This window comes from Exiguobacterium sp. s157, assembly GCF_018618205.1.
Taxonomy (GTDB): Bacteria; Bacillota; Bacilli; order Exiguobacteriales; family Exiguobacteriaceae; genus Exiguobacterium; species Exiguobacterium chiriqhucha.
The window spans coordinates 284,280-304,862 of record NZ_JACSLQ010000002.1 but is presented as its reverse complement, the minus strand read 5'-3'; the positions used below and the strand labels follow the sequence as shown (position 1 = coordinate 304,862).

Below are 20,583 nucleotides of genomic sequence, written 5' to 3'. Positions count from 1 at the left end.
ATTATTTGATCGCACCTTGCGTCAAGCCTTCCTGTAACTGCTTTTGTCCTGCGAATAACAGCATCAGCGTCGGGATGATAATCATGATGACCGCCGCCATGACGACGCCCCAATCCGAGGCGACCTCGTTCGACTGCATCTGCTTAATCCCGATTTGAACCGTGCGCGCCTGCTCCGTGTTTGTCACGAGGAGCGGCCATAAGTACATGTTCCATGTCGTCAAGAAGCTATATACCGACAACGTGACGAGCGGTGTCTTCGACACCGGCAAGACGACGTTCCAAAAGAAACGGAAGCGGCTGATGCCGGCGATTTGTGACGCCTCGTACATCTCGTACGGAATCGTCTTGAACTGTTGTCTTAGCAAAAACGTTCCGAACGCGAGCGCGAAGAACGGCACCGACAGCCCCCACACCGAGTTGAGCCAGCCGAGCGACTGAATCGTCAAGAAGTTCGGTACCATCGTCGCTTCCCAGGGCACCATCATCGTCGCGAGGAAGAGCATGAAGATGAGCCCTTTCCCTTTGAAGTCGATGAAGACGAACGCGAAGGCGGCAAGACTCGACAAGACGACTTGACCGACCATGACGAGGAGTGCGACGACGAGACTGTTCCATAAGTACGTTATGAGCGGGATCCGCTCGAACGCGGCGACATAGTTGTCGAATGTGACGTCGCGCGGGATGAGGTTGCCTTTTAATACCTCACTCCCATCCATCAGGCTGATCGAGAACGCGTAGGCAATCGGGAACAGCATGACGACGGCGCTCAAGACGAGGAGCGTATACGTGACTACTTTCCGAAGCGTCATTGGTAATGCACCTTCCTTTCGACGAGCTTGAACTGGAGCCACGTCAATGCCAGCACCGCGAGAAACAAGAGCACGGCCTGCGCACTCGCCCCGCCGACGTTATAGTTGATAAACGCGTCCTTATAGATGGCGTAGACGATGACGTTCGTCGAATTCGTCGGCCCGCCTTTCGTGAGCAAATCGATTTGCCCGAACGTCTGGAACGCATTGATGAGCGAGATGATGCCGACGAAGAACAGCGTCGGGGACAGCATCGGGATGGTGATGGCCCGGAGTTGCGTCCAGTAGTTCGTCCCGGCGATGTCCGCACTCTCGTACAGCGTCCGGTCGATGTTTTGCAGCCCGCCGAGAAGAATCAAGAACGTGAAGCCGATGTTCATCCAGACGGTCGCGAGCGACACGGATAGGAGCGCGTACTGCGGGTCGAGGAGCCACTGCACCCCACTCGCTCCGACCGCTTCCAAGAAACGGTTGAAGATGCCGATGGACGGGTTGTACATAAACATCCAAATGACCGATGAGGCCGCGACGCTCATCCCCATCGTCGCCGAGAATGCCGTCCGGAAGATGCCAATGCCGCGCAGCTTCTCGTTGGCGAGGAGCGCCAGACCGAGCGCGATGATGATTGTGAGCGGGACGGTCAACAGAACGAAGCCGACTGTCGCCTGAATGCTCTGCCAAAACGAGGCGCTCGTGAACAGCTTGGCGTAATGCTCGCCGCCGACGTAGCTAAGTGGCGTCCCTTGTGTGTCCGTTTGAAAGAAACTCAAGTAAATCGTCCGGAACAACGGATAGACGAGGAAGATTCCAAATAACGCGATCGACGGGGACAAGTAGAGGAGTCCGCTCGTCGCGTCCGATAATCGGGTCCGGACGCGTTGTCTCGGAAGGGCGACCGTCATTGGAACACCTCCAACGCCTCGAACAGTTTCGGTTGCCGCGGTTCGATACGATTGCCGTTCGTATCAAACAAAGATATTTGTTTCGGGTCGACGTAACAGGCGATCTTCTCCCCGATCGACAGCGGCCATTGTCCCGGCCATTTGGCGAGCCATTCGACGCCACCCATATCGAAGGCGAGAATCGTCTCCGTGCCGAGCACCTCGATGTTCTTCAGTTCGGCATAGAACGTGACATCCTCTTTCGCCGGCGTGATTTGTTCCGGACGGATACCGAGCGTCGCCGTATCTTCTCGCGTCAGAGTGTTCGGATGGAACAGGCGTCCGTCCGAGGCGATCCAGCCCTTGTCACTCCGCTGCACCGGCGTCAAATTCATCGGCGGTGAACCGATGAACGAGGCGACGAACGTGTTCGCCGGCTTATTGTACAAATCGAGCGGTTGACCGACTTGTTGGACCTCACCATCGTTCAACAGCATCATCCGGTCGGCCATCGTCATCGCCTCGACTTGGTCGTGCGTAACGTAAATCATCGTCAGCTTGAGCTTGCGTTGCAGCTGCCGGATCTCCGAGCGCATTTTGGCCCGAAGTTTCGCGTCCAAGTTCGAGAGCGGCTCGTCCATGAGGCAGATCGGTGACTCGGTGACGATGGCCCGGGCCAGTGCGACCCGTTGCCGTTGCCCGCCCGACAGTTCACGCGGCTTTCGCTTCAAATAGTCGGTCAGTCCGAGCGTTTCGGCCGCTTCCATGCAGCGTTCGCGCTGCTCGAGCTTCGTCAGTCCTTTCGTATGTAACCCGAACGTGATGTTTTTCTCGACGGTCATATGCGGATAGAGCGCATAGTTTTGGAACACCATCGACAGTTGGCGTTCGCTCGGTTTCAAGTCGTTCGCGGCGACGCCGTCGATGCGGAGCGTCCCGCTCGTGATTGACTCGAGCCCGGCAATCATCCGGAGCATCGTGCTCTTCCCGCAACCCGACGGTCCGACGAGGGCGAAGAATTCACCGGCCTCGATCGTCACGTCGATGCCACGGATGACTTCCGTCTCGTCGTATGACTTTTTGATATTCTGCAGTTGAATCGATTTCATATGATATCCTCCTTCATTCCTTGCGACGCCCATAATCGCTCATCCCCGGTCGAGACGGCGAACGCCCCGTGAGAAAGTGCTTCATGCACGTGAATCGGTTTTCGGATCATCCCACCCGTCACAATCGGCAACGAGACGTGTTCCGCGACGTGCTCGATGACACTCGGAATGAGACCCGGCATCAGTTCGAGCGCGTCCGGCTGTTGGTCTTTCGCCATCTTGATGCCTGAGGTGATCGCGTCCGAGTCGACGAGGAATAGGCGCTGCACCGTCATCAGGCCGGCCCGTTTGGCGTGTTGGATGACAGACGCCTTCGTCGTCACAATCCCGTCGGCGCCGACGCGTTTCGCCAAATAGTCGATGCCGTCCCGGTCGAGACTGATGCCGTTGATGCGTTCGGCGTGCAGGAACACGGTCCGATTCTCGCGCTTCAAATGGGCGACATAGCGGTCGAGCGTGCTGAGCGTCCCCATCATGAGGAACGTCGTCGTCACGTCCGACTGCAGGAACTTCTCGAGTTGTTTCGGTGATTTGATGGAGGCAATCATCTTCTCTTGTCCGATCGTGCGGAGCGTTTCATTCACTTGAATCATCCTTCCCTAAAAAAAGGACCAACAGAAACAGGACGTCATCGACGTACGGGCTTCTGTTGGTCTCTCGAATGTTCTACCGGTTGCTATTCACTTGGCATGAGGGGTCTCACAAGTCATATCGTACCGGATGAATGTAAAGTGTCTGTGAAGCGTGTGAAAAAAAGCGTAAACCTTTCATGAATGAGATTTACAAACCAGCCGAACTAACATCAATGTCTACTTGTTAACCGAGTTATACTGTTAGTGAGCGGAAATCGAGTAAAGCCTTCATTTGAGAATAACTAGGGGGGAATAGACGTGAAAAAAATTCAACTCACCGAACATGAGTGGACCCGCCAAAACATATGGGAAGGATGCATACTCGCCTCGATTGCCCATGCTGTTTTTATAGCGGATGCTCCTGATCTTGCGTACGAACATTCATGGGATGGTGACAACTACAGTACGAATGATGGCCAAGGAAGCAGAGGGACGGTGGCATTCGGTCAAGAGGTATATGCCGCAGGTTTCCGAAATGACCATCTCGCTTTGAACCCAGTAGATGCAAAGCAATACTTTATCGAAGCTCCGGACCAGGTACAACAAACAGCTGAACAAGAAACGCTTCAATACTTGTTAGATGAAGTGGATGGAGAGGTTCGTCCAGTCGTCACGACCGTCTTATGGGAAAGTGAACAGCACGTTTTTTCGAGTCATCCTTATGACATCATGCTTGAACGAGGAGCGGATCTTTTAGAAGTACAGGCATCAGAGTATGAAGCGGCTATTGAATTTTGGGAAGAAAATTACGAACTCACGGAACAACAACTAGCATTAGTGGAAAAACTATATCATTTAAAGTTGGAAGACCCTACTAGGCGTATTCTTTTAACGGAAGAGGACATTCAATCAATTAACGCAAATGATGTTGAAGGAATTGAAGAAAGTAGATGTTCTTTTTCTGAAATTGGAATTGAATGGCCAAGTTAATGATGATTCGATGAACAAAAGTTCTTATAAAAACGTGAGCCTGGAAGTTTACCAGGCTCACGTCATTTGTTTCTCATCATTTTTATCGTTAGGACATATCCGTTAGCGTCTGCCTCGCCTTCGCCAAGATGTCCGCTTTGACGGCATCATCCCGCCCTTGCCAGTTGCGGACCATCATCTTCATGCGTTGGTTCTTCGCGAATCGCTCCTCGTGCTTGTCGATAAAGTGCCAATACAACGCGTTGAACGGACAGGCGTCGTCCTCGGTCGTATGTTTCGGGTTGTATGTGCATCCTTTACAGTAGTCACTCATCTTATCGATATATTTTCCCGAGGCGATGTACGGCTTCGTCGCCAGCTTTCCGCCGTCCGCATGGAGCGCCATCCCGAGCACGTTCGGCAAGACGACCCAGTCGTAAGCGTCGATGTACATCTTATTGAACCAGTCGCTCGTCTGTTGTGGCGACACCTCGAACAGCGTCGCGAAGTTACCGAGCACCATGAGCCGTTGGATGTGATGGTTGTGCGCCTTCTCGATGACGGGCTTCACGCTCTGATGGATGCAGTTCATCTCCGTCTCGGCGTCCCAAAAGTAATCGGGTAAATCGCGTTCATACTTGAACGTATTGACCGACTCGTAGCCCGGCATCGACGCCACGTAGACGGCGCGCATAAATTCTCGCCATCCGAGAATTTGACGGACGAATCCTTCCACCGAGGCGAGCGGTGCGTCCGATTCCACCGCCGCTTGGACGACCTCATCCGGAGTCAGCAGTCCGATGTTGATTGCTGCGGACAACAGACTGTGTGACATGTCTTGATTGTCCGACAGCATCGCGTCTTGATACGGACCGAACGTCTCGAGTCGCTCCTCAACGAACCGTTTCAATGCCCGCCGTGCCTCACTGCGCGTCACCGGCCAGACGAACGGAGTGATGTCTCCCGGATGGTCGGCGAAATCGCGATTCACTTTTTCGATGACGTCTTTCGTGATGACGTCCGGCCGGAAATGAATCGGTGCCGGGAACGTCAGCCCGGCTTTCGGCGGCTGGCGGTTGTCCGCATCGAACGACCATTTGCCACCCCTCGGTTTCCCATCCTCGAGCAAGACGTCAAACCGTTTCCGCATCTGGCGTTGAACTACCCCCACCTACGCTTCGCTTAGAGGTGGAGGATTCCTGAGTTATTCGACCTAACGGTCGAAACCTTATCAGGCTAACCCCGTCGTCCCGACGGTTGAAGAAGCTAAGATGCGTTCTGCTTCTTGTTTGAGGTTTATTCCTGCATTCACATCGCGGTCGTGATGAATCCCGCAACTCGGGCATCTCCATTCACGCAAGCCAAGATGCTTCACGTCTTTGTGTTGATGGCCGCAACTAGAACAGAGCTGGCTCGAGGCAAAGGTTTTCCCGACCTTCACGACGGTCTTCCCGTACCAGTCGGCTTTATACTCGAGCATGCTGAAGAATTCTGACCAACTGACCTCGGAAATCGACTTGCTCAACTTGCGGTTCTTTTGCATGTTCTTCACTTGCAAAGTCTCGATTCCGATGACGTCGTGGTTTTTGACGATCTCGGTCGATACCTTATGCAGGAAGTCAGTACGCTTGTTGGCAATCTTCTCATGGATGCGCGCGACTTTTCGCTTTTGCTTCTGATAGTTCTTCGCCTCGGAAAGTCTCACTTTCCTGTTTAGGGCGATGAGCTGACGACGTGACAACTTGCGCTGTTCGCGCGCAAGTTTCTTCTCGAGCGTGCGGAAGTAGCGGTCGTTCTTGTACACCGTGCCGTCCGACAGGATGGCGAAGTTCTTCAGCCCGACGTCGACGCCGACAGATGATTCTGTCTTCGGCAGTTCGTTGATCTCATGCTCTGCGAGCAGGGACACAAAGTACTTACCCGAAGCTGTGCGTCGGATCGTGGCGTTCAAGATTCGCCCCTCGACCTGTCTGGAGTTGGAAAAACGAACCCACTTCAACTTCGGAAGTTTGAGCTTGTTACCTACGATCGAGACTTCAGGAAGTTGATTCTTCTTCTCGATATTCGTCTTGTAAGATTGTACAGGGTTGCGCTTCGACTTGAATCGAGGCCGTTCGTTCTGCTTCTTAAAGAAACGATCATACGCATCGGCTAGGTGCTTGACGCTGGATTGAAGCGAATGACTATCTACTTCCTTGAGCCAGCCGAACTCTTGTTTTAGTAAAGGAATTTCTTTCGAACAAGAACCGTAGGACAGTCCTTTGCCTGTCTCTTTGTAGGTTTCATCCCACTTCGCTAAGAAGTGGTTGAACACGAAACGCGAACAACCGATCGTCTTGGCGATCAGGATTTCCTGTTCTTTTGTCGGGTAAATTCTGAATTTGTAAGCCTTATGTTTCAACATGAATTTCACCTCCTTGGAAGGAATTATACCCAAAAGAGAGGTTGGCGATTCACCTCCCACTTTCACTTCGTTTAGAAGTGGGAGTACTCTCGCCTAATTTGATAGAAGAGCGGCACGTCCGAATGTTCGACGAGCTTATATTTCTTCCCGAACTGACGCAACTTCTTCTCCATCGCGACGTCGGTGACGGCCGTATAATGGATTGCCTCCGGTTCGTATCGCTTGAAGTGGTCGTCCCACGCGTCCTGGAACGAATCGGCCTCATGATAGTCGACAGTGTAGCCCTTTTCTCGCAGTTCCTCAGCGAAGTGACGCATCGCCGAGAAGATGAGGACGAGTTTTTGTTTATGGTACGGCCGCCACGTCGACCGTGACGTCGCCTCAATCATGACGATGACGTCATCCTCCTCGATGTGATTGAATAGCTCGAGTTCGTGCGACAACTGATTGCCGAAAATCCAAAAGGAACGCATCGATTCAACTCCCCTCCTAAAATGGTTATGCTACACTCAATCTACCTCGATGTTATTTAGAAAGGAATGGTTCGATGCGCTTCACACGTCTCCAAACATGGATTGACAGTCAATACGAAAACCCGCGCGGCATCGTCGGGACGTATATCGGCGAGAAGATGGTCCGCCAACATCGGGTCGAAGTCGATTGGACGATTGAACAACTTCACATTCAGCCCGACCATCGTGTTCTCGACCTCGGTTGCGGGGCCGGCGACGCACTAGCACAGATCCTGCGTGGCTATGAGCACGTGCATGTGACCGGGCTCGACCGTTCCCCGACCATCGTCCGCTCGGCGCTCCGACGAAATCAAACGGACGTGCATGTTGGAAGAGCCGAAATCGTCGAAGGTGACCTCGGGACGCTCCCGTTTCCAGACGCACAGTTTGACCGTGTCTTCAGCATCCATACGCTCTATTTTTGGGAAGACGTGGCCGCCGTCCTCGCTGAAGTCGAACGCATCCTCGCACCAGGAGGGTCGTTCGTCATCACTTACTGCGACGGGAAAGGCGATGTGACGTGGGACGGCATCGCATCCATCGTGCGGGAACAGTTCATCCCTGCCGCTTCCACGCTCGGGTTCATTGACGTTCAAGAACGCCGTGGACCTGACTCGCGCGATTATCATACGGTCGCCGTAATGGGACGAAAACCAGTCTAACGTCAGCCCCGGCTCTTCCGTGTGACTGCTACACCGCCGAACCCGCTGATGATGGCAATATAGAAACCTAAATCATAGAACCAGCCGGTGTTGTTCACCTCATAGACGCGATACGTGTCATTGAACAATCCTAAAATGAGTGACACCGGTGCGATCCACCCGTGCCAGACGCCCCAAAAGAAGCCGGCCGGGTCGGTCGTGTACGTCCCGTCGCCCGGCACACAGCCGCCGAGGACGAGCATCAAACTGAGCATGATGGCTAACAATCCGATTCGTTTCATCTGAATCCCTCCTGCTATAAGTATTCCCGGTTTTAAAGAATTCAGTACGGTCTAACGTGCGCCAGACGAACGAAAAACAAGCAGCGACTCATCATGAGCCTCTGCTTGTTTTTCGTTACCGCCACAGTTGGACCGTGTTCGCGAACTCGATGTCGGTCGCGATTTCCCCATCGAGGGCATGTAAATCAAAATCCTTGCCGTCGAGCCACTCCTGAAAATCAAAGATGACCGGGTCGCGGTCGCCACCGAGGGCGAACCACGTCTCGAGCGTCTCCGGGAAATAAGCCGCCGTATGAATCGTGCCGGCCCAGCTCTTGTACAGCTCCGAGAAGACGCCTTTGTCCGAGTCGTTCATGAGCCGGAACGCACTCTCGGCGTCCTGGACGATATGTTGATACATCTTGATTTCCATCATCCGGCGTGTTGAATCATCAAGATGGTAACGGTTCTCGTGTTGTAGCAACTCGAAATGGTTCGTACAGATATTCGACTCGCGGACGCGAATGTCGCGCGGTGTCGCTTCGATGACACGCGTCTTCGACGACTTGTCGTGGACGACATACGTGAACGAGCCGCGGTGCGGAATCTCTTGAAGCAAATCGACCGCCTCCTCGACCGTGGCGCACGTCTCGAGAATCATTCGGCCAATCATCTGACAGACGAACCCATCCCCCGGGCGCCGGCGGTTGATGAAGTTATAACCCATGGCGAGCCCTTTCTCGTTCATCCCGTCCATCCGGCCGGTGACACGTGAGACGGGACCGATAACGGCGTAACCCTCATCTGGCTGGAACACGTTATAGCGTCCATCGTACGTCATCGGGTGATAGTCATAGTTGCGGACGAGGAAGTTGTCCCCCGTCAAAATCGAACAGCCGCTGACCGGGTTATTGACCCGGAAATGACCGAAGTGAAGGAGCGTGTCGGCGAGCGTCAATTCGAGCTCATCCTGCAGGCCGAGCAGTTCTTCCCAAATCTTCGGAGCGAACCGGTCGAACGCCTGCTTCGCCTCGCGCTCGTCAATCTCAAAGCGCGGGACGCGGAGCTTCCACTGGTCGGTCCGGTTCTCGAGCAGTTTGCTGCGCTTGATGTATTGTCCTTGAAAGCGGCCAAAGTCATAGTGACTGCCGCGGAATTGTGTGAGTTCACTTGAGACGCGTTGCATGAAAAAACCTCCCTTGCGCCTAGTATAACGGACGCAACGGAGGTATGTCTGACTTGAGACTGTTTACAACTTGAACTGTCGGCTCATGCGTTGCATGTCCTCGGCCGTGTGCGACAAATCTTTAACGAGCCGGTTCATCGTCTCGCTCGTCGCCGACATCTGTTCGGTCGAGGCGGCCACTTCCTCGTTACCAGCCGTACTCTCTTCAGAAATCGACGCGATGTCAGAAAGACCACGTTTGATGTCGTCTTGGTTCGTCTTGACGCGTCCGAGCTGCCCTTGCATCGAGTTCGTCAGGCGCTGCATCTCCCGCACACTCTGTTCAATCTCATTGAAGGCGCGCTTCGTCTCCTCGAGCGTCCGCTTGCCGTCCTCGGCAGCGTGCATGCTGTCCGTGAACGTCTCGCCGAGCGCGATCGAGTTTCGTTTGACGCTGCCAACGATTTCCGAAATCTCACTGACCGACCGCGCAACGCTGTCGGATAACTTGCGAATCTCAGAAGCGACGACGGCGAAGCCTTTTCCATGCTCCCCGGCACGAGCCGCCTCGATGGCTGCGTTCAAGGCGAGCAAGTTCGTCTGCTCAGAGATTTGACGGATCATCGTGACGAGCGCCGTCACTTCGTCCGCCTGTTGCTCGAAGTCCTTCACCTGGCCTTGCGACTCGCGCACTTGCAGATGGATGTTCGTCATCTTGCCGACGGCATCCTCCATCAGTTCGAGCCCTTCTGCCGTCACACGACTGACGACTTCCGCTTGTTCGCTCACGCCGTTCCCGTCGTGCGCCGTCTGGTCGACCAGTCCCGAGAACTCATTCATATGTCCGTACAGTTTCATCGTGAGCACGCTCTGATTCTCGACACCGCCCGCGATTTCTTCCATCGTGAACGCGATTTGACGCGAGGCATCGTTCACTTCTTCCGAGATGCTCGCCACGTTGCCGCTCTCGTCACGCACCGTCTGGGCGGACGTTTGTAATCCGGAGATCAAGTCGCGGAGCATTTTCGTCATCTGATCCATCGAGGCGGTGAGCCGCTTGATTTCGTCATTCGCCTTCAACTGGATGTTGTCCATCTCACGAGCCGCCGTCGCCAAGTCCCCGCTCGCGATATGGGTCGCGACACGCTCGAGCTCCCGGAGCGGACGAAGTTTCCAGCCAAGGTAGCGCCAAATGATGACTGAAGCCACCCCGAGCAAGATAACGAGCCCGATGAGAATCGGCGGCAAGCTCTCTTGCAACACGTCTTCCGTCACCGCTGCGACATCACTCGCCCCTTTGTCGATTCCAAGTACACCGATGACGTCCCCGCCTTGTTTAATCGGAACGAGCACCGTCATATAGTCTCCATATTCCGGGTCCTCGACGATCGGCGTCGTGACGGTCCCACCCTCAAACGCCGCTTTAGCATCTTCGAAAGACGTCGCCGTCGTCGGCGTGCCGATTTCGACCGCATCGCTCGCGCTCATACCGTCGACGATGATTTGAAGCTCTTCCCCGTCGGCCGCGAGTGTATAGACGTACATCGCCCCGATTTGCGTGCGATACGTATCGAGCTGTTCTCGAAACTGCTCGAACCGTTCATCTTTCGCAGGGTTCTGTAAAAATGAAGCATACGCTTCCGCGTCGATCGCCTCGCTAATCCGGGCCCCGTCCGCCAACAGGACGGCTTGCATCGAGCTCTGTACCGTATGCTTCGTACTGACGTACTGCAACACGCCGAATGTGACGATGAGTAGCGTGATGAATGCCAACATCATCGCCAAAATCCGCGTCTGTAGCGATTGTGGTTTATTTCGTTTCATGTGATTCCCTCCATTCGTCCTTACTGTATGTATCGGACAATCTCCGAAAAACTGCACAAAAAAACGGATGATTTTCGACAAAAATCATCCGTTCGTTCATTCATTTGTCGAATCTACAACCTCGAGCGGCATCGACACCTCAGCCTCGCCCTCTTCTCCGACATGGAAGAGAGGCAGCGTCTCGGTGACGAATAGATCGGGGTTTAAATCCGCTTGATAGACGTAAGTTCGCACATCCCCTTCGCGTTCCGCGACGAGTTCACCGAACGGAATCGGGACACGCGTGCCGTCGACTTCATAACTAATGATCGTCGTCGGATCGAGGCGACGGTCTTCGAGCATCCGAATCGTGAACAACATCGTTGAGCTGTTCGTCCGCTCGAGCGAGACCGCAATCGATTCCGATTGGCCGGCTCGCTTGTCGATCATCGCATCATCAACGTCCTGTTCGAACACGACGTTCTCCTCGACCGGATCATCTTGCACTTGTTGGCAACCGACGATGGTCGCCAATCCGAGAATCAAGGCAATCACCAATACGCGCATCTCGTTCTCTCCTCACTTCAAGGCGAAAGTGAGTTCCGCTTCACAAGCAACTTCTCCATCGACTGTCGCCACGGCGCGTCCTTTACCGATCGGTCCGCGCACTTTCAAGATTTCGACCTCGAGGCGCAATTGATCGCCCGGGACGACTTGACGTTTGAAGCGACATCCGTCGATGCCTGCGAAGAACGCGAGCTTGCCGCGGTTCGACTCTTGCTTGAGCATCGCGAACGCGCCTACTTGCGCGAGCGCTTCGACGATCAAGACGCCAGGCATGACGTTATAGTCCGGGAAATGTCCATTGAAGAACTCTTCATTCGCCGTCACATTCTTTAATCCAACGGCCCGTTTGCCTTCTTCGACTTCAAGAATTCGGTCGATGAGCAAAAACGGGTACCGATGCGGGATCACTTCTTTAATCTGTTCAATCGTGTACATGGTTCCACCACCCTTATGATGTTAGCCAAAAATCGGTGATATGGCGCCACGTGTCGATGTTGAACACGTCCTTCCACTCGCCTCCGCCAATCACGCTGTACCCAATGATGGCCCCAATCGCAAGCATCACGAAAGCCAACAGCAGGACAACGATGACGCGTAACAAGATCGGGAAACGTCGATGGTTCGATAATCGCTTCCGCTCCGTCCGCTCTTTGGACTCGGTCTGTTCCGAGCCGTTCTGTTCTTCGTTCGCCACGTCCATACATCCTTTCAGCTGAATTAATCATAACATATTAGTACCTGGTATTAAAACTATTGCATGAGTTCTATATAAGTGTAACGTATCTACCATACGTCGAACAAGCGCCCGGCCTAGGGCAAGGGCGACGCTTCTGTGAAAAATACTGCCCGCTTCCGCCTATGCTGTGCTACCATAAGAGTATTCATCATTTAGGAGGGTTTATTTTTATGTGGAAAGAATTCAAAGAGTTTGCAATCAAAGGCAATGTGATCGACCTGGCCGTCGCCTTCATCCTCGGGGCCGCCTTCACGGCCATCGTCACGTCGCTCGTCAATGACATCTTCATGCCGTTCCTCGGCATCCTCATCGGCGGCATCGACTTCTCGACGCTCGCGGTGTCGGTGCTCGGCGTGAACGTGACGTATGGCAACTTCCTGCAAGAAATCGTCAAGTTCTTCCTCATCGCCTTCGCCTTGTTCATGATGGTCAAAGTGCTGAACCGTCTGAAGCGAGAAAAAGCGGTCGAAGAGACACCGGAGCCGGAACTGTCGCGTGAAGAACAGCTCCTCTCGGAGATTCGTGACCTATTAAAAGAACGCTCGTGACCCAAAGACGCCTGAACCGAAGTTGGTTCAGGCGTCTTTGTCGATTAACCGGAACGCTCGGCTGACGGCGTCCGTCAAGAGCGCTGCCGCTTGCTGCATCGCTTCCTCGAGCGTCATCACCCGGGAAACAATCGGGAAGACGGCCTGAATCCCCACGTCCGGGACGGCAATCAGTTCCGATTGTCCGGCGAAGACGAGCGTCGGTACGTCGTACGTATGGGCAAGACGTGCCAACCCGTAAGGCGCTTTCCCGTGAAGCGACTGCGCATCGAAGTGGCCTTCTCCGGTAATCAACCAGTCGACCGTCCGTAACGTCTCCTCTAGATTCGACCACCGCACGACGTCCTCGATTCCGCTCACATACACGGCCCTGAGCTGATAGAGCGCGAAACCAATCCCGCCGGCCGCACCCGCTCCCGGTTCTCCCGTCACATCACGCTCGAAACAACGGGCGTATGAGGAAAGTCGTTCCTCGTAGCTAACGACGTCTTGTGGGGCCAGTCCCTTCTGTGGTCCAAACACGGCCGCCGCCCCCTTTGGTCCGAGCAACGGGTTCGTCACGTCCGAGGCCATCCGCCACTCGACTTGACGTGCTTCCGGGAGGAGCCCTGACCAGTCGATACGACTGACGCGCTCGATGTGATGCGGGAACGGTCCAATGACATGTCCAAACTCATCGAAGAAGCGGACACCGATCGCCTCGAGCAAACCTTTTCCCCCGTCGACGGTCGCGCTCCCGCCGAGGCCGACAGTGATGCGCTTCGCCCCGCTCTTGAGCGCATGCTTGATTTGTAGCCCCGTCCCATAGGAGCTGTAGCGCCACGGGTCAAGTGTATCGACAAGTGTGAGCCCAGACGCCTCGGCCACTTCGATGACCGCTTCTCGTCCCGCCTCGAGCCACGCGTAGCGCGTTGTTCGTAACGTCCCGTTGAGCGACATGACGTCCTGCGTGACGATTTCGGCATCCGGATGTGTCAGGAGCCACGCATCTAAAAATCCTTCGCCTCCGTCTGAAATCGGCACCTCGATGACATCGCGTCCAGCGAGTGCCCGACAAACCGCCCGATTCGCTTCCACGCTCGTCAACGACCCTTTGAACGAATCCATCGCCACGACAATCCGCATGTCCATCCCTCCTCCTATTCAGTGTAACGCAAAAACCGCCCTTCCTAAGAAGAACGGTCTGTGATTAACGGAGTGACGTGACGAGTCCCATCATCTGGTCACTCATCGACAACGCCCGTGAATTCATCTGGTAGGCACGTTGCGTAATCGTCATGTCGGTCATCTCTTTCGTCAAATCGACGTTCGACGATTCGAGCGTCCCTTCGATCAACAGATTGCCGAGCGGACGGTCAACGTCCGCCGCCAAATCAGCCGCATAGACGTTGTTGCCGAGCGGTTGGAGCGCTGACGTGTTGCGCACCTCGACGATATCGAGACGGCCGAACTCTTGCTCGGCCCCGTTCACGCTGGCGACGACCATCCCATCTTGACGGACGCGATGCGCCGTCGCCTCATTCGGCATGACGATCGGGTTCCCGTCCGCACCCAGGAGGGCGTTGCCGTTCACGTCGACGAGCGTCGTCGTATCACCGACCGACAGCTGCATGTTCCCGCTTCGGGTCAATCCGACACCGTTCTCTGTCTCGACGGCGAAGAACTGGCGGCTCGCTTTCAAGAACACATCAAGGCCACGGTCCGTCTTCCGGATTTGGCCGATATTGAACTGTTGACTGATGTCAGCGACGTGGCCGCCAACGCCGATGCGAATCCCGTTCGGGGTGTCGCGTCCGACTTCAAGCTCGGCACGCGGTTGATTGTCGTACGCCTGCGACAAGAGCGAGGCGAAGTGGGTCTGTTCCCGCTTATAGCCGGCCGTGTCGACGTTGGCGATGTTATGACCGGTCACATCGAGCTGGCGCTGAAGCTGCGTGAGCGACGAGACCGAGTTATAGATCGATTGCATAGGCTTCCTCCTTAACGAATCCGAGCGATCTCAATGGCCCGCTCGGCACTCTTGTCATACGCTTGGACGACTTTTTGGTTCGCCTCGAACTGACGGTACGTCGTCATCAAGTCGGCCATCGTCCGATCGAGATCGACGTTTGCCTCTTCGATAAATCCTTGTTGGAACTGAACGTTCGCTGCTGGCGGTGCGTCTCCGTTGACCCGGTAATCGTTCCCGACCTGTTCGAGCGTCGCTAAGTCATTAACTTGGACGGCACCGAGTGTCGCCACATTCTCACCGAGCGACGTGATTTGACCATCGACCGACAGCGTGAACTCACTTGACGGCAGCTGGATGCGCTCGCCTGCGTCAGAGAGGATATAACCGCCATCCGCCGAGCGTAAGAAACGCTCCTCATCGACCGCGAAGCGTCCGTTCGTCGTATAGAGCGTCTCGCCGTTCTGTTCGACGGCGAACATGGCGGCACCCGTCACGTCAGCCGGCACCTTCATATATACGTCGGTCGGGCTGCCCGTCTCCGAGATGCTCCCGCTCGAGAACCGAGGCATCGTCTCTTGAAGGTAGACACCTGTCGATAACGTGCCAACTTCACCTTGCACGCGTGAACCCGAATTTCCCGGGTGGCTCACTTGAGCGAGCAACATTTCCGGGAACGAGCGAACGACGCCGTTCGATGCCTTGAATCCTGGTGTTCGGACGTTACCGAGGTTATTGCTCAAAATCTCTTGTTGGCGCTGGAGCGCGTTCATCGCGCCCGCCGCCGTATATAATCCGCGTAACATGGTTCGTCTTCCTTTCATCGTTCAAAGTCTTCACTCTGTATATCGTACCAAATGAATGTTTCATTCACCGTTTTTTGAAAAAAAACTAAAAAAAACCACTTCGCAATGTGAAGTGGTTTTCGTCAAGCGACAATCGGGAGTTCGACCGTCATAATCGTCCCATTCCCAAGTTCAGAACGAACGCTGATCGTCCCGCCGTGCGATTCAATAATCTCCTTACAGATCGCAAGCCCAAGGCCGGTGCCTCCAATATTGCGACTCTGTTCGTTTTGGACACGGTAGAACTTCTCAAACAGTCGTTCGGCATCTGCGGGTGCCACACCCATGCCTTCGTCTTCGATGGCGATCCGGATGACATCGTCATCGCACGAGACGTTGACGGCTATATTGCCGCCGTCGGGTGAATATTTAATGGCGTTATTCAAGATATTCGAGAACACTTGACGCAGTTGCGCCGGGTCCCCGGAGACGCGAATCGTTTCATCACAATCGAAATGGAACGCATGCAACTCGGTCGAACCGGCATGAATCTCAAGAATATCGGACAATAGTTCGAACAAACTCTCGACTTTGAAGTCTTGCTGCGCGTTACCGGACTCTATCTTCTGCACGTCGAGCAGATTGCTGACGAGCCGCTCGAGCCGGGTCGTCTCGCTATGAATCATACTCAAGTAGCGTTTCCGCTTCTCTTCGTCGACCTGTCGGTGTTCAAGCAGTTCGGTAAAACCAAGAATGGATGTGAGCGGGGTACGAAGTTCGTGTGAGACCGTCGCGACGAGTTCCGTCTTCAAGCGGTCAATCTCAATCTCTTTCGTAATGTCCCGCGACACAAACATCACGCCGAAACGTTCGTCCTGCAGTTCAATCGGTTCGGCGTACATCCGTATGATACGTCTTCCCCCTTGCATCGAATACGTAAACGTTTCATCGAAGATTCCACAGTTTTTAGCCCGGTGTGTGAAGCGATTGAGACCGTCCTGATCATCGATTTGGTCCATGAACGGCTCATAAAACGCGTCAATCGGATACAAGCTCTGACGGTCGCCGAACGGGAACGGCTGCTCATACAGTTCGAACAGCGCCTCGTTGGCGAAGCGTTGGTTTGTGTCTACCTCGACAAAGACAATCGCGTCGCGCATCGTATGCAAAATGCGGGCCGTCTTCTCGCGCTCTTTCTCAAGTTCAGTATGTTGATGAATCAACGAGCTCGACATCTCCGTGAACGATTTCGATAGTTGACCAACCTCGTTTTTCATTGGATTGATTGGAATAAGCGTGGCATGCGGATCGACGGCCAGCCGTTCACTGTTCGTGATGAGCGCCTCAAGCTGTTTCGTCAACCGCACAATATATGGTTGTAGGCTAACAAAGAGGATGAACAACGCGCCGAGCAAAATGAGTAGCCACATCCATTGGGCTTTGGCGAGCTGCTCCGACAGTTCTTCCCGGAGACCCGACTCTTGAAAGTCGAGCTCGGAGCGATAGTCCGTGAATACCGATTCCATGTCGACGATGCTCGCACTCATATCGGCCGCACTATTCGAATTGAATTTGAATCGTGTCTGATTCGACGATGCATTCTTCGGCATGAGTTGGCCGACGGTCGCCATCTGTAAGAACGGCTCATCGACTTCGCCGTTCGCTTTGGCGACAACGTAACGTTCGAGACCAGGCATGACGCGCGTCGTATAGATGGTAAAGAGCAAACGCGCCTCTTCCGCGAACGTCGTCTCTTCGTTCGTCTCGGCGTTCTGTTCAAACCAGCTCGTCTGGTCGTCGATTCGGTCTTGGGCTTGCTTGACTTCTGCTAGCAATGCATCCTCCCCAAGTAAAACGTGGCCGCGCATCTCGTATTGCATCGACTGCCATGTCTCGAACAAATCAGTCGCCCGCGAACGATGTTCACTGATCCGCTCAAGCTCGACCGTGGTTTCGCGGATCGCCTGCTGGGTATAAAAGTATGTGCCGAGTGACGTCAACGTGATTAAGGCAATCAATACATAAAACACGGTGAGGACTTGGCGGCTAATTCGTTGTTCAATCCAGCGTTTCATATATAGCCTTCTTTCATATCGATGATTAATCGGATTAGATAGTTTCGTATGTTCGGCTATTCAAAAAAGTCAGTTTCGTGTACGATAAGAAAACATTCGTCACGTTAATATGTGAACGATTAGTGTCAGTATATCGTTCGTTTCTCACAAAAAACTCACAAACCACGAAGGGAATATGCAGATGACCCCTAAATCGATTGGGCTGGTCATGTTGATGGTCTTCTTCGCGCTCGTTGGCGGCTTCGCCTTAACGCGCGGACAGACGATTGACGATTCAGTCACCGTCACACAAGGAACGGCCGATTTGACCGATTCTCGTGTGACCGAACAACTCATGCGTCTCGATGGGACGTGGCGCTTTCAATCGAGCCTGCTCGAGCGAGTCGACCGCGAGTCTTATCGACAACTCCCGCATGTGACACCACACAAGATGGCTACTTATGAAGCTGACATTTCACTGCCTCCCGGACAATACGCTTTGCGTGTGCCGCGTAACCACCCACATGTCAACCTTCTCATTGATGGAGAAGCTGTTTCACCCGTCTACGCATCGACAGATGAAGACCTTCGGCATGCCTACCTCGTTCTTCTGGATACGCATACCCCGACGTTCCGTCTGACGATTCAAACGGCTGAGACGAATGAGCTCTCGACTGGAATTTCCGATAGCCTGCTCATCGGTCCAACGAGCAATATGATGACCTATCATAATCAATACTTCAGTTATGAGTTCGTGATTATCCTCATCTCGCTCCTCATTTTTTCATTCTACGCAATCGTTCGGCTGTTCCATCGTAAGGAATCGCTCTATTTATATGGGGCTGCTTTCTTTTTCCTCGTCAGCGTCTCGCTTATGACGAATGATCAAATGATCGTATTCGAAATCGTCCCTATGATGTCTTACGTTTTGGCCCATAAATTAAATTTGATTACGGCATTACTGAGTGTCGCGATGTTAATCAACTTTGCGTTACGTCTCGAACGCGTCCCGTTTCGACACTTTTTGAAGTACGCGTCCTACCCGTTCTATGCGTTCAGTCTGATCGCCTTGGTGCTGCCAGAAGGTGCGCACGCGACGTTCGACCAATTCCCTTGGGTGTATGTCTTGTTCATCACGTTCTTCTGGACCGGGCTGAACATCAATTGGCTGTTCGAACGAAAAAACGACGGCTATCCGTTCGAATTTCTCGTGTTCACGATCTCACTCATCATCGGCTATGTCGGCCAGTTGATCAACGTTCTGATTGACCACCCGAACCAAGAACTGTATACGAGCGTCATGTCGCTCATTTACTTCCTGCTCATGTTCACGTTGCTCCCGATTCACTTGTCGACGGATAAACGGAAAAAGCGTGAAGTGCAGACGTTCGCCAACCAAAGTGAGATTTCGTTCTTCAACGCCCAAATCAAGCCGCACTTCCTATACAACACGTTCGGGAACGTGATTGCGCTCTGTTACACGGCACCGACCGAGGCGGCACGTTTGCTCAGCCATTTGAGCACATATGTCCGCTTCATCTTCGAGAATGGGCGGACCGAGAACGATATCTCGCTCAAGCAAGAACTCGACGTCATCGACTCGTATTTGATGATTGAGCAGACTCGCTTCAATGATGCGTTCACCATCACGAAAGATATCGACGAATCCGTCCTCAACGCCTTGATTCCACCGCTGTTATTGCAACCGCTCGTCGAGAACGCGGTACAGCATGGGTTGATGAAGCAACCAGGTATCAAACGGCTCATGTTGTCGATCCAGTCCTCAGATGATGCAATCGATATCCGGATTGCCGACAACGGCATCGGGTTCAATCCGACACCGCACTTGAGAAAATCGAATGGAATTGGTATCCCGAATGTCAAGAATCGGATCGACTTCATATCAGATGCCACATTTAAATTAAATTCTGAACCAGGGGTCGGAACGCATGTGCATATCCGACTCCCAAAACGAGAGAGGATGAACGAGCAACATGCGCACGATTTTGATTGAAGATGAGCACCATATTTTAAGGATGATGGAACGCCTCATCCAAGCTGAACCAAACTTGAAATGGATGGGGTCGTTCCACGATCCGTTCCAAGCACTTGAATTTTTAGCAAACCAGGAAGTCGACCTCGTCTTTCTCGATATCGAGATGCCCCAGATGAACGGTCTCGATTTCGCCAAACGATTGCCCGAGACGACTCAAGTCGTCTTCACGACGGCGCACAGCCAATACGCGGTCGATGCGTTCAACCTGCAAGCGACGCACTATCTGCTCAAACCGATTACCGAACAGATGATTCACGACCTCATTCCTCGCGTCGAGAAACGATACAAGGAGACAATGTCGACCGAGCATCACCGGACGTGTACGATTCAATGTCTCGACCACTTCTCGGTCAAGACGCAAGACGGTGACCTCGTCAAATGGCCGACACAGAAGACCGAGGAGCTGTTCGCCTACTTGATTTTCCATCGTGATAAAGTGGTCAATAAATGGCTGATTGCCGAGACGCTCTATCCAGAGATTGATGAGCCGCAGCGGGCGCTCCACAACGTCTATAACCTCGTCTACCGCTTGAAGAAGACGCTCGCCGAGTATGATTTGAGTATCTCGGTCCAGACGATCAACAACGGCTACTCGCTCCATTTGGACGACGTCTGTCTTTGCGATTACCATGACTGGTTAGATGCGAAAGAAAAGCCGTTCCCGCAAACGGATTTGTCCACTCGACTCTTCGTCGACAAAGACTATACATGGCATTAAAAAGAGCTTCTCCCTTGAATTGG

Annotated in this window: 22 protein-coding genes; 5 read left to right on the top strand and 17 right to left on the bottom strand. The window is 53.6% G+C overall.

From position 1 onward, the window contains the following. Position 1 precedes the first annotated feature (1 nt). Genes KNP67_RS05405 through KNP67_RS05390 form a run of 4 tightly spaced genes read right to left on the bottom strand, consistent with a single transcriptional unit; the run spans position 2 to position 3,394 of the window. On the bottom strand, positions 2-811 hold the full coding sequence (locus tag KNP67_RS05405; RefSeq protein WP_034779184.1) for a carbohydrate ABC transporter permease: 810 nt from the start codon (positions 809-811) through the stop codon (positions 2-4). Further along, complete coding sequence (locus KNP67_RS05400) at positions 808-1,713, bottom strand: carbohydrate ABC transporter permease (RefSeq protein ID WP_214756120.1); 906 nt, start codon at positions 1,711-1,713, stop codon at positions 808-810. Before KNP67_RS05400 ends, KNP67_RS05405 begins: the two co-directional genes overlap by 4 nt. Beyond that, positions 1,710-2,801 (bottom strand): ABC transporter ATP-binding protein, encoded by a 1,092-nt coding sequence (locus KNP67_RS05395; protein ID WP_214756117.1) that lies wholly within the window; start codon positions 2,799-2,801, stop codon positions 1,710-1,712. Before KNP67_RS05395 ends, KNP67_RS05400 begins: the two co-directional genes overlap by 4 nt. Then, positions 2,798-3,394, bottom strand: coding sequence for a glycerol-3-phosphate responsive antiterminator (locus KNP67_RS05390; RefSeq protein ID WP_031200014.1), 597 nt, complete (start codon positions 3,392-3,394; stop codon positions 2,798-2,800). Before KNP67_RS05390 ends, KNP67_RS05395 begins: the two co-directional genes overlap by 4 nt. A gap of 297 nt (positions 3,395-3,691) precedes the next feature. Here KNP67_RS05390 and KNP67_RS05385 point away from each other — a divergent pair, with 297 nt between their 5' ends. Next, positions 3,692-4,363, top strand: coding sequence for a hypothetical protein (locus tag KNP67_RS05385; RefSeq protein ID WP_131471409.1), 672 nt, complete (start codon positions 3,692-3,694; stop codon positions 4,361-4,363). A gap of 88 nt (positions 4,364-4,451) precedes the next feature. Here the strand turns inward: KNP67_RS05385 and KNP67_RS05380 are convergent, their stop codons facing one another. The 3 genes from KNP67_RS05380 to KNP67_RS05370 form a co-directional block, all read right to left on the bottom strand. After that, positions 4,452-5,492, bottom strand: coding sequence for a cryptochrome/photolyase family protein (locus KNP67_RS05380; protein WP_242678945.1), 1,041 nt, complete (start codon positions 5,490-5,492; stop codon positions 4,452-4,454). A gap of 81 nt (positions 5,493-5,573) precedes the next feature. After that, on the bottom strand, positions 5,574-6,746 hold the full coding sequence (gene tnpB / locus KNP67_RS05375; RefSeq protein ID WP_131471411.1) for an IS200/IS605 family element RNA-guided endonuclease TnpB: 1,173 nt from the start codon (positions 6,744-6,746) through the stop codon (positions 5,574-5,576). Positions 6,747-6,817: 71 nt separating this feature from the next. Then, entirely contained in the window at positions 6,818-7,219 is a 402-nt protein-coding gene (locus tag KNP67_RS05370) for a cryptochrome/photolyase family protein (RefSeq protein WP_251130789.1), read from the bottom strand. 74 nt (positions 7,220-7,293) lie between these two features. Between KNP67_RS05370 and KNP67_RS05365 the strand changes: the two genes are divergently transcribed. Beyond that, the gene (locus KNP67_RS05365; RefSeq protein ID WP_131471413.1) at positions 7,294-7,920 is read left to right on the top strand and encodes a class I SAM-dependent methyltransferase; all 627 of its coding nucleotides are present in this window, start codon (positions 7,294-7,296) and stop codon (positions 7,918-7,920) included. A gap of 2 nt (positions 7,921-7,922) precedes the next feature. Here the strand turns inward: KNP67_RS05365 and KNP67_RS05360 are convergent, their stop codons facing one another. The 6 genes from KNP67_RS05360 to KNP67_RS05335 all read right to left on the bottom strand — a co-directional run bounded on the left by KNP67_RS05360 (position 7,923) and on the right by KNP67_RS05335 (position 12,415). Then, positions 7,923-8,201 carry a hypothetical protein gene (locus tag KNP67_RS05360; RefSeq protein ID WP_214756115.1) on the bottom strand — a complete coding sequence of 93 codons (279 nt, stop codon included), beginning with the start codon at positions 8,199-8,201 and terminating at the stop codon, positions 7,923-7,925. Positions 8,202-8,316: 115 nt separating this feature from the next. Further along, on the bottom strand, positions 8,317-9,366 hold the full coding sequence (locus KNP67_RS05355; protein ID WP_034779192.1) for a C45 family autoproteolytic acyltransferase/hydrolase: 1,050 nt from the start codon (positions 9,364-9,366) through the stop codon (positions 8,317-8,319). 63 nt (positions 9,367-9,429) lie between these two features. Further along, on the bottom strand, positions 9,430-11,169 hold the full coding sequence (locus KNP67_RS05350; protein WP_214756113.1) for a methyl-accepting chemotaxis protein: 1,740 nt from the start codon (positions 11,167-11,169) through the stop codon (positions 9,430-9,432). A gap of 96 nt (positions 11,170-11,265) precedes the next feature. After that, on the bottom strand, positions 11,266-11,715 hold the full coding sequence (locus KNP67_RS05345) for a hypothetical protein (protein WP_214719364.1): 450 nt from the start codon (positions 11,713-11,715) through the stop codon (positions 11,266-11,268). A 12-nt stretch (positions 11,716-11,727) separates the two neighbouring features. Further along, entirely contained in the window at positions 11,728-12,150 is a 423-nt protein-coding gene (gene fabZ, locus KNP67_RS05340) for a 3-hydroxyacyl-ACP dehydratase FabZ (RefSeq protein ID WP_021066156.1), read from the bottom strand. Positions 12,151-12,163: 13 nt separating this feature from the next. Next, entirely contained in the window at positions 12,164-12,415 is a 252-nt protein-coding gene (locus KNP67_RS05335; RefSeq protein ID WP_029594701.1) for a DNA-directed RNA polymerase subunit beta, read from the bottom strand. Positions 12,416-12,621: 206 nt separating this feature from the next. On the opposite strand from KNP67_RS05335, the gene mscL reads away from it, so the two are divergent. Beyond that, complete coding sequence (gene mscL, locus KNP67_RS05330; RefSeq protein ID WP_214719362.1) at positions 12,622-12,999, top strand: large-conductance mechanosensitive channel protein MscL; 378 nt, start codon at positions 12,622-12,624, stop codon at positions 12,997-12,999. A 27-nt stretch (positions 13,000-13,026) separates the two neighbouring features. Here mscL and KNP67_RS05325 read toward each other — a convergent pair whose 3' ends face one another. The 4 genes from KNP67_RS05325 to KNP67_RS05310 all read right to left on the bottom strand — a co-directional run bounded on the left by KNP67_RS05325 (position 13,027) and on the right by KNP67_RS05310 (position 17,807). After that, positions 13,027-14,124 carry a glycerate kinase family protein gene (locus KNP67_RS05325; RefSeq protein ID WP_251130788.1) on the bottom strand — a complete coding sequence of 366 codons (1,098 nt, stop codon included), beginning with the start codon at positions 14,122-14,124 and terminating at the stop codon, positions 13,027-13,029. A 64-nt stretch (positions 14,125-14,188) separates the two neighbouring features. Further along, a complete protein-coding gene (locus tag KNP67_RS05320; protein WP_131471421.1) occupies positions 14,189-14,968 on the bottom strand; it encodes a flagellar hook-basal body protein in 780 nt (259 codons plus the stop codon). Positions 14,969-14,979: 11 nt separating this feature from the next. Continuing rightward, the gene (locus KNP67_RS05315) at positions 14,980-15,753 is read right to left on the bottom strand and encodes a flagellar hook-basal body protein (protein WP_214756111.1); all 774 of its coding nucleotides are present in this window, start codon (positions 15,751-15,753) and stop codon (positions 14,980-14,982) included. Positions 15,754-15,875: 122 nt separating this feature from the next. Next, complete coding sequence (locus tag KNP67_RS05310) at positions 15,876-17,807, bottom strand: sensor histidine kinase (protein WP_029594696.1); 1,932 nt, start codon at positions 17,805-17,807, stop codon at positions 15,876-15,878. A 181-nt stretch (positions 17,808-17,988) separates the two neighbouring features. Here KNP67_RS05310 and KNP67_RS05305 point away from each other — a divergent pair, with 181 nt between their 5' ends. Together KNP67_RS05305 and KNP67_RS05300 are read left to right on the top strand one after the other, a co-directional pair. After that, positions 17,989-19,800, top strand: a complete 1,812-nt coding sequence (locus KNP67_RS05305; protein WP_029594695.1) for a sensor histidine kinase — start codon at positions 17,989-17,991, stop codon at positions 19,798-19,800. After that, complete coding sequence (locus KNP67_RS05300) at positions 19,781-20,560, top strand: response regulator (RefSeq protein WP_029594694.1); 780 nt, start codon at positions 19,781-19,783, stop codon at positions 20,558-20,560. Before KNP67_RS05305 ends, KNP67_RS05300 begins: the two co-directional genes overlap by 20 nt. Positions 20,561-20,583: the final 23 nt, after the last annotated feature.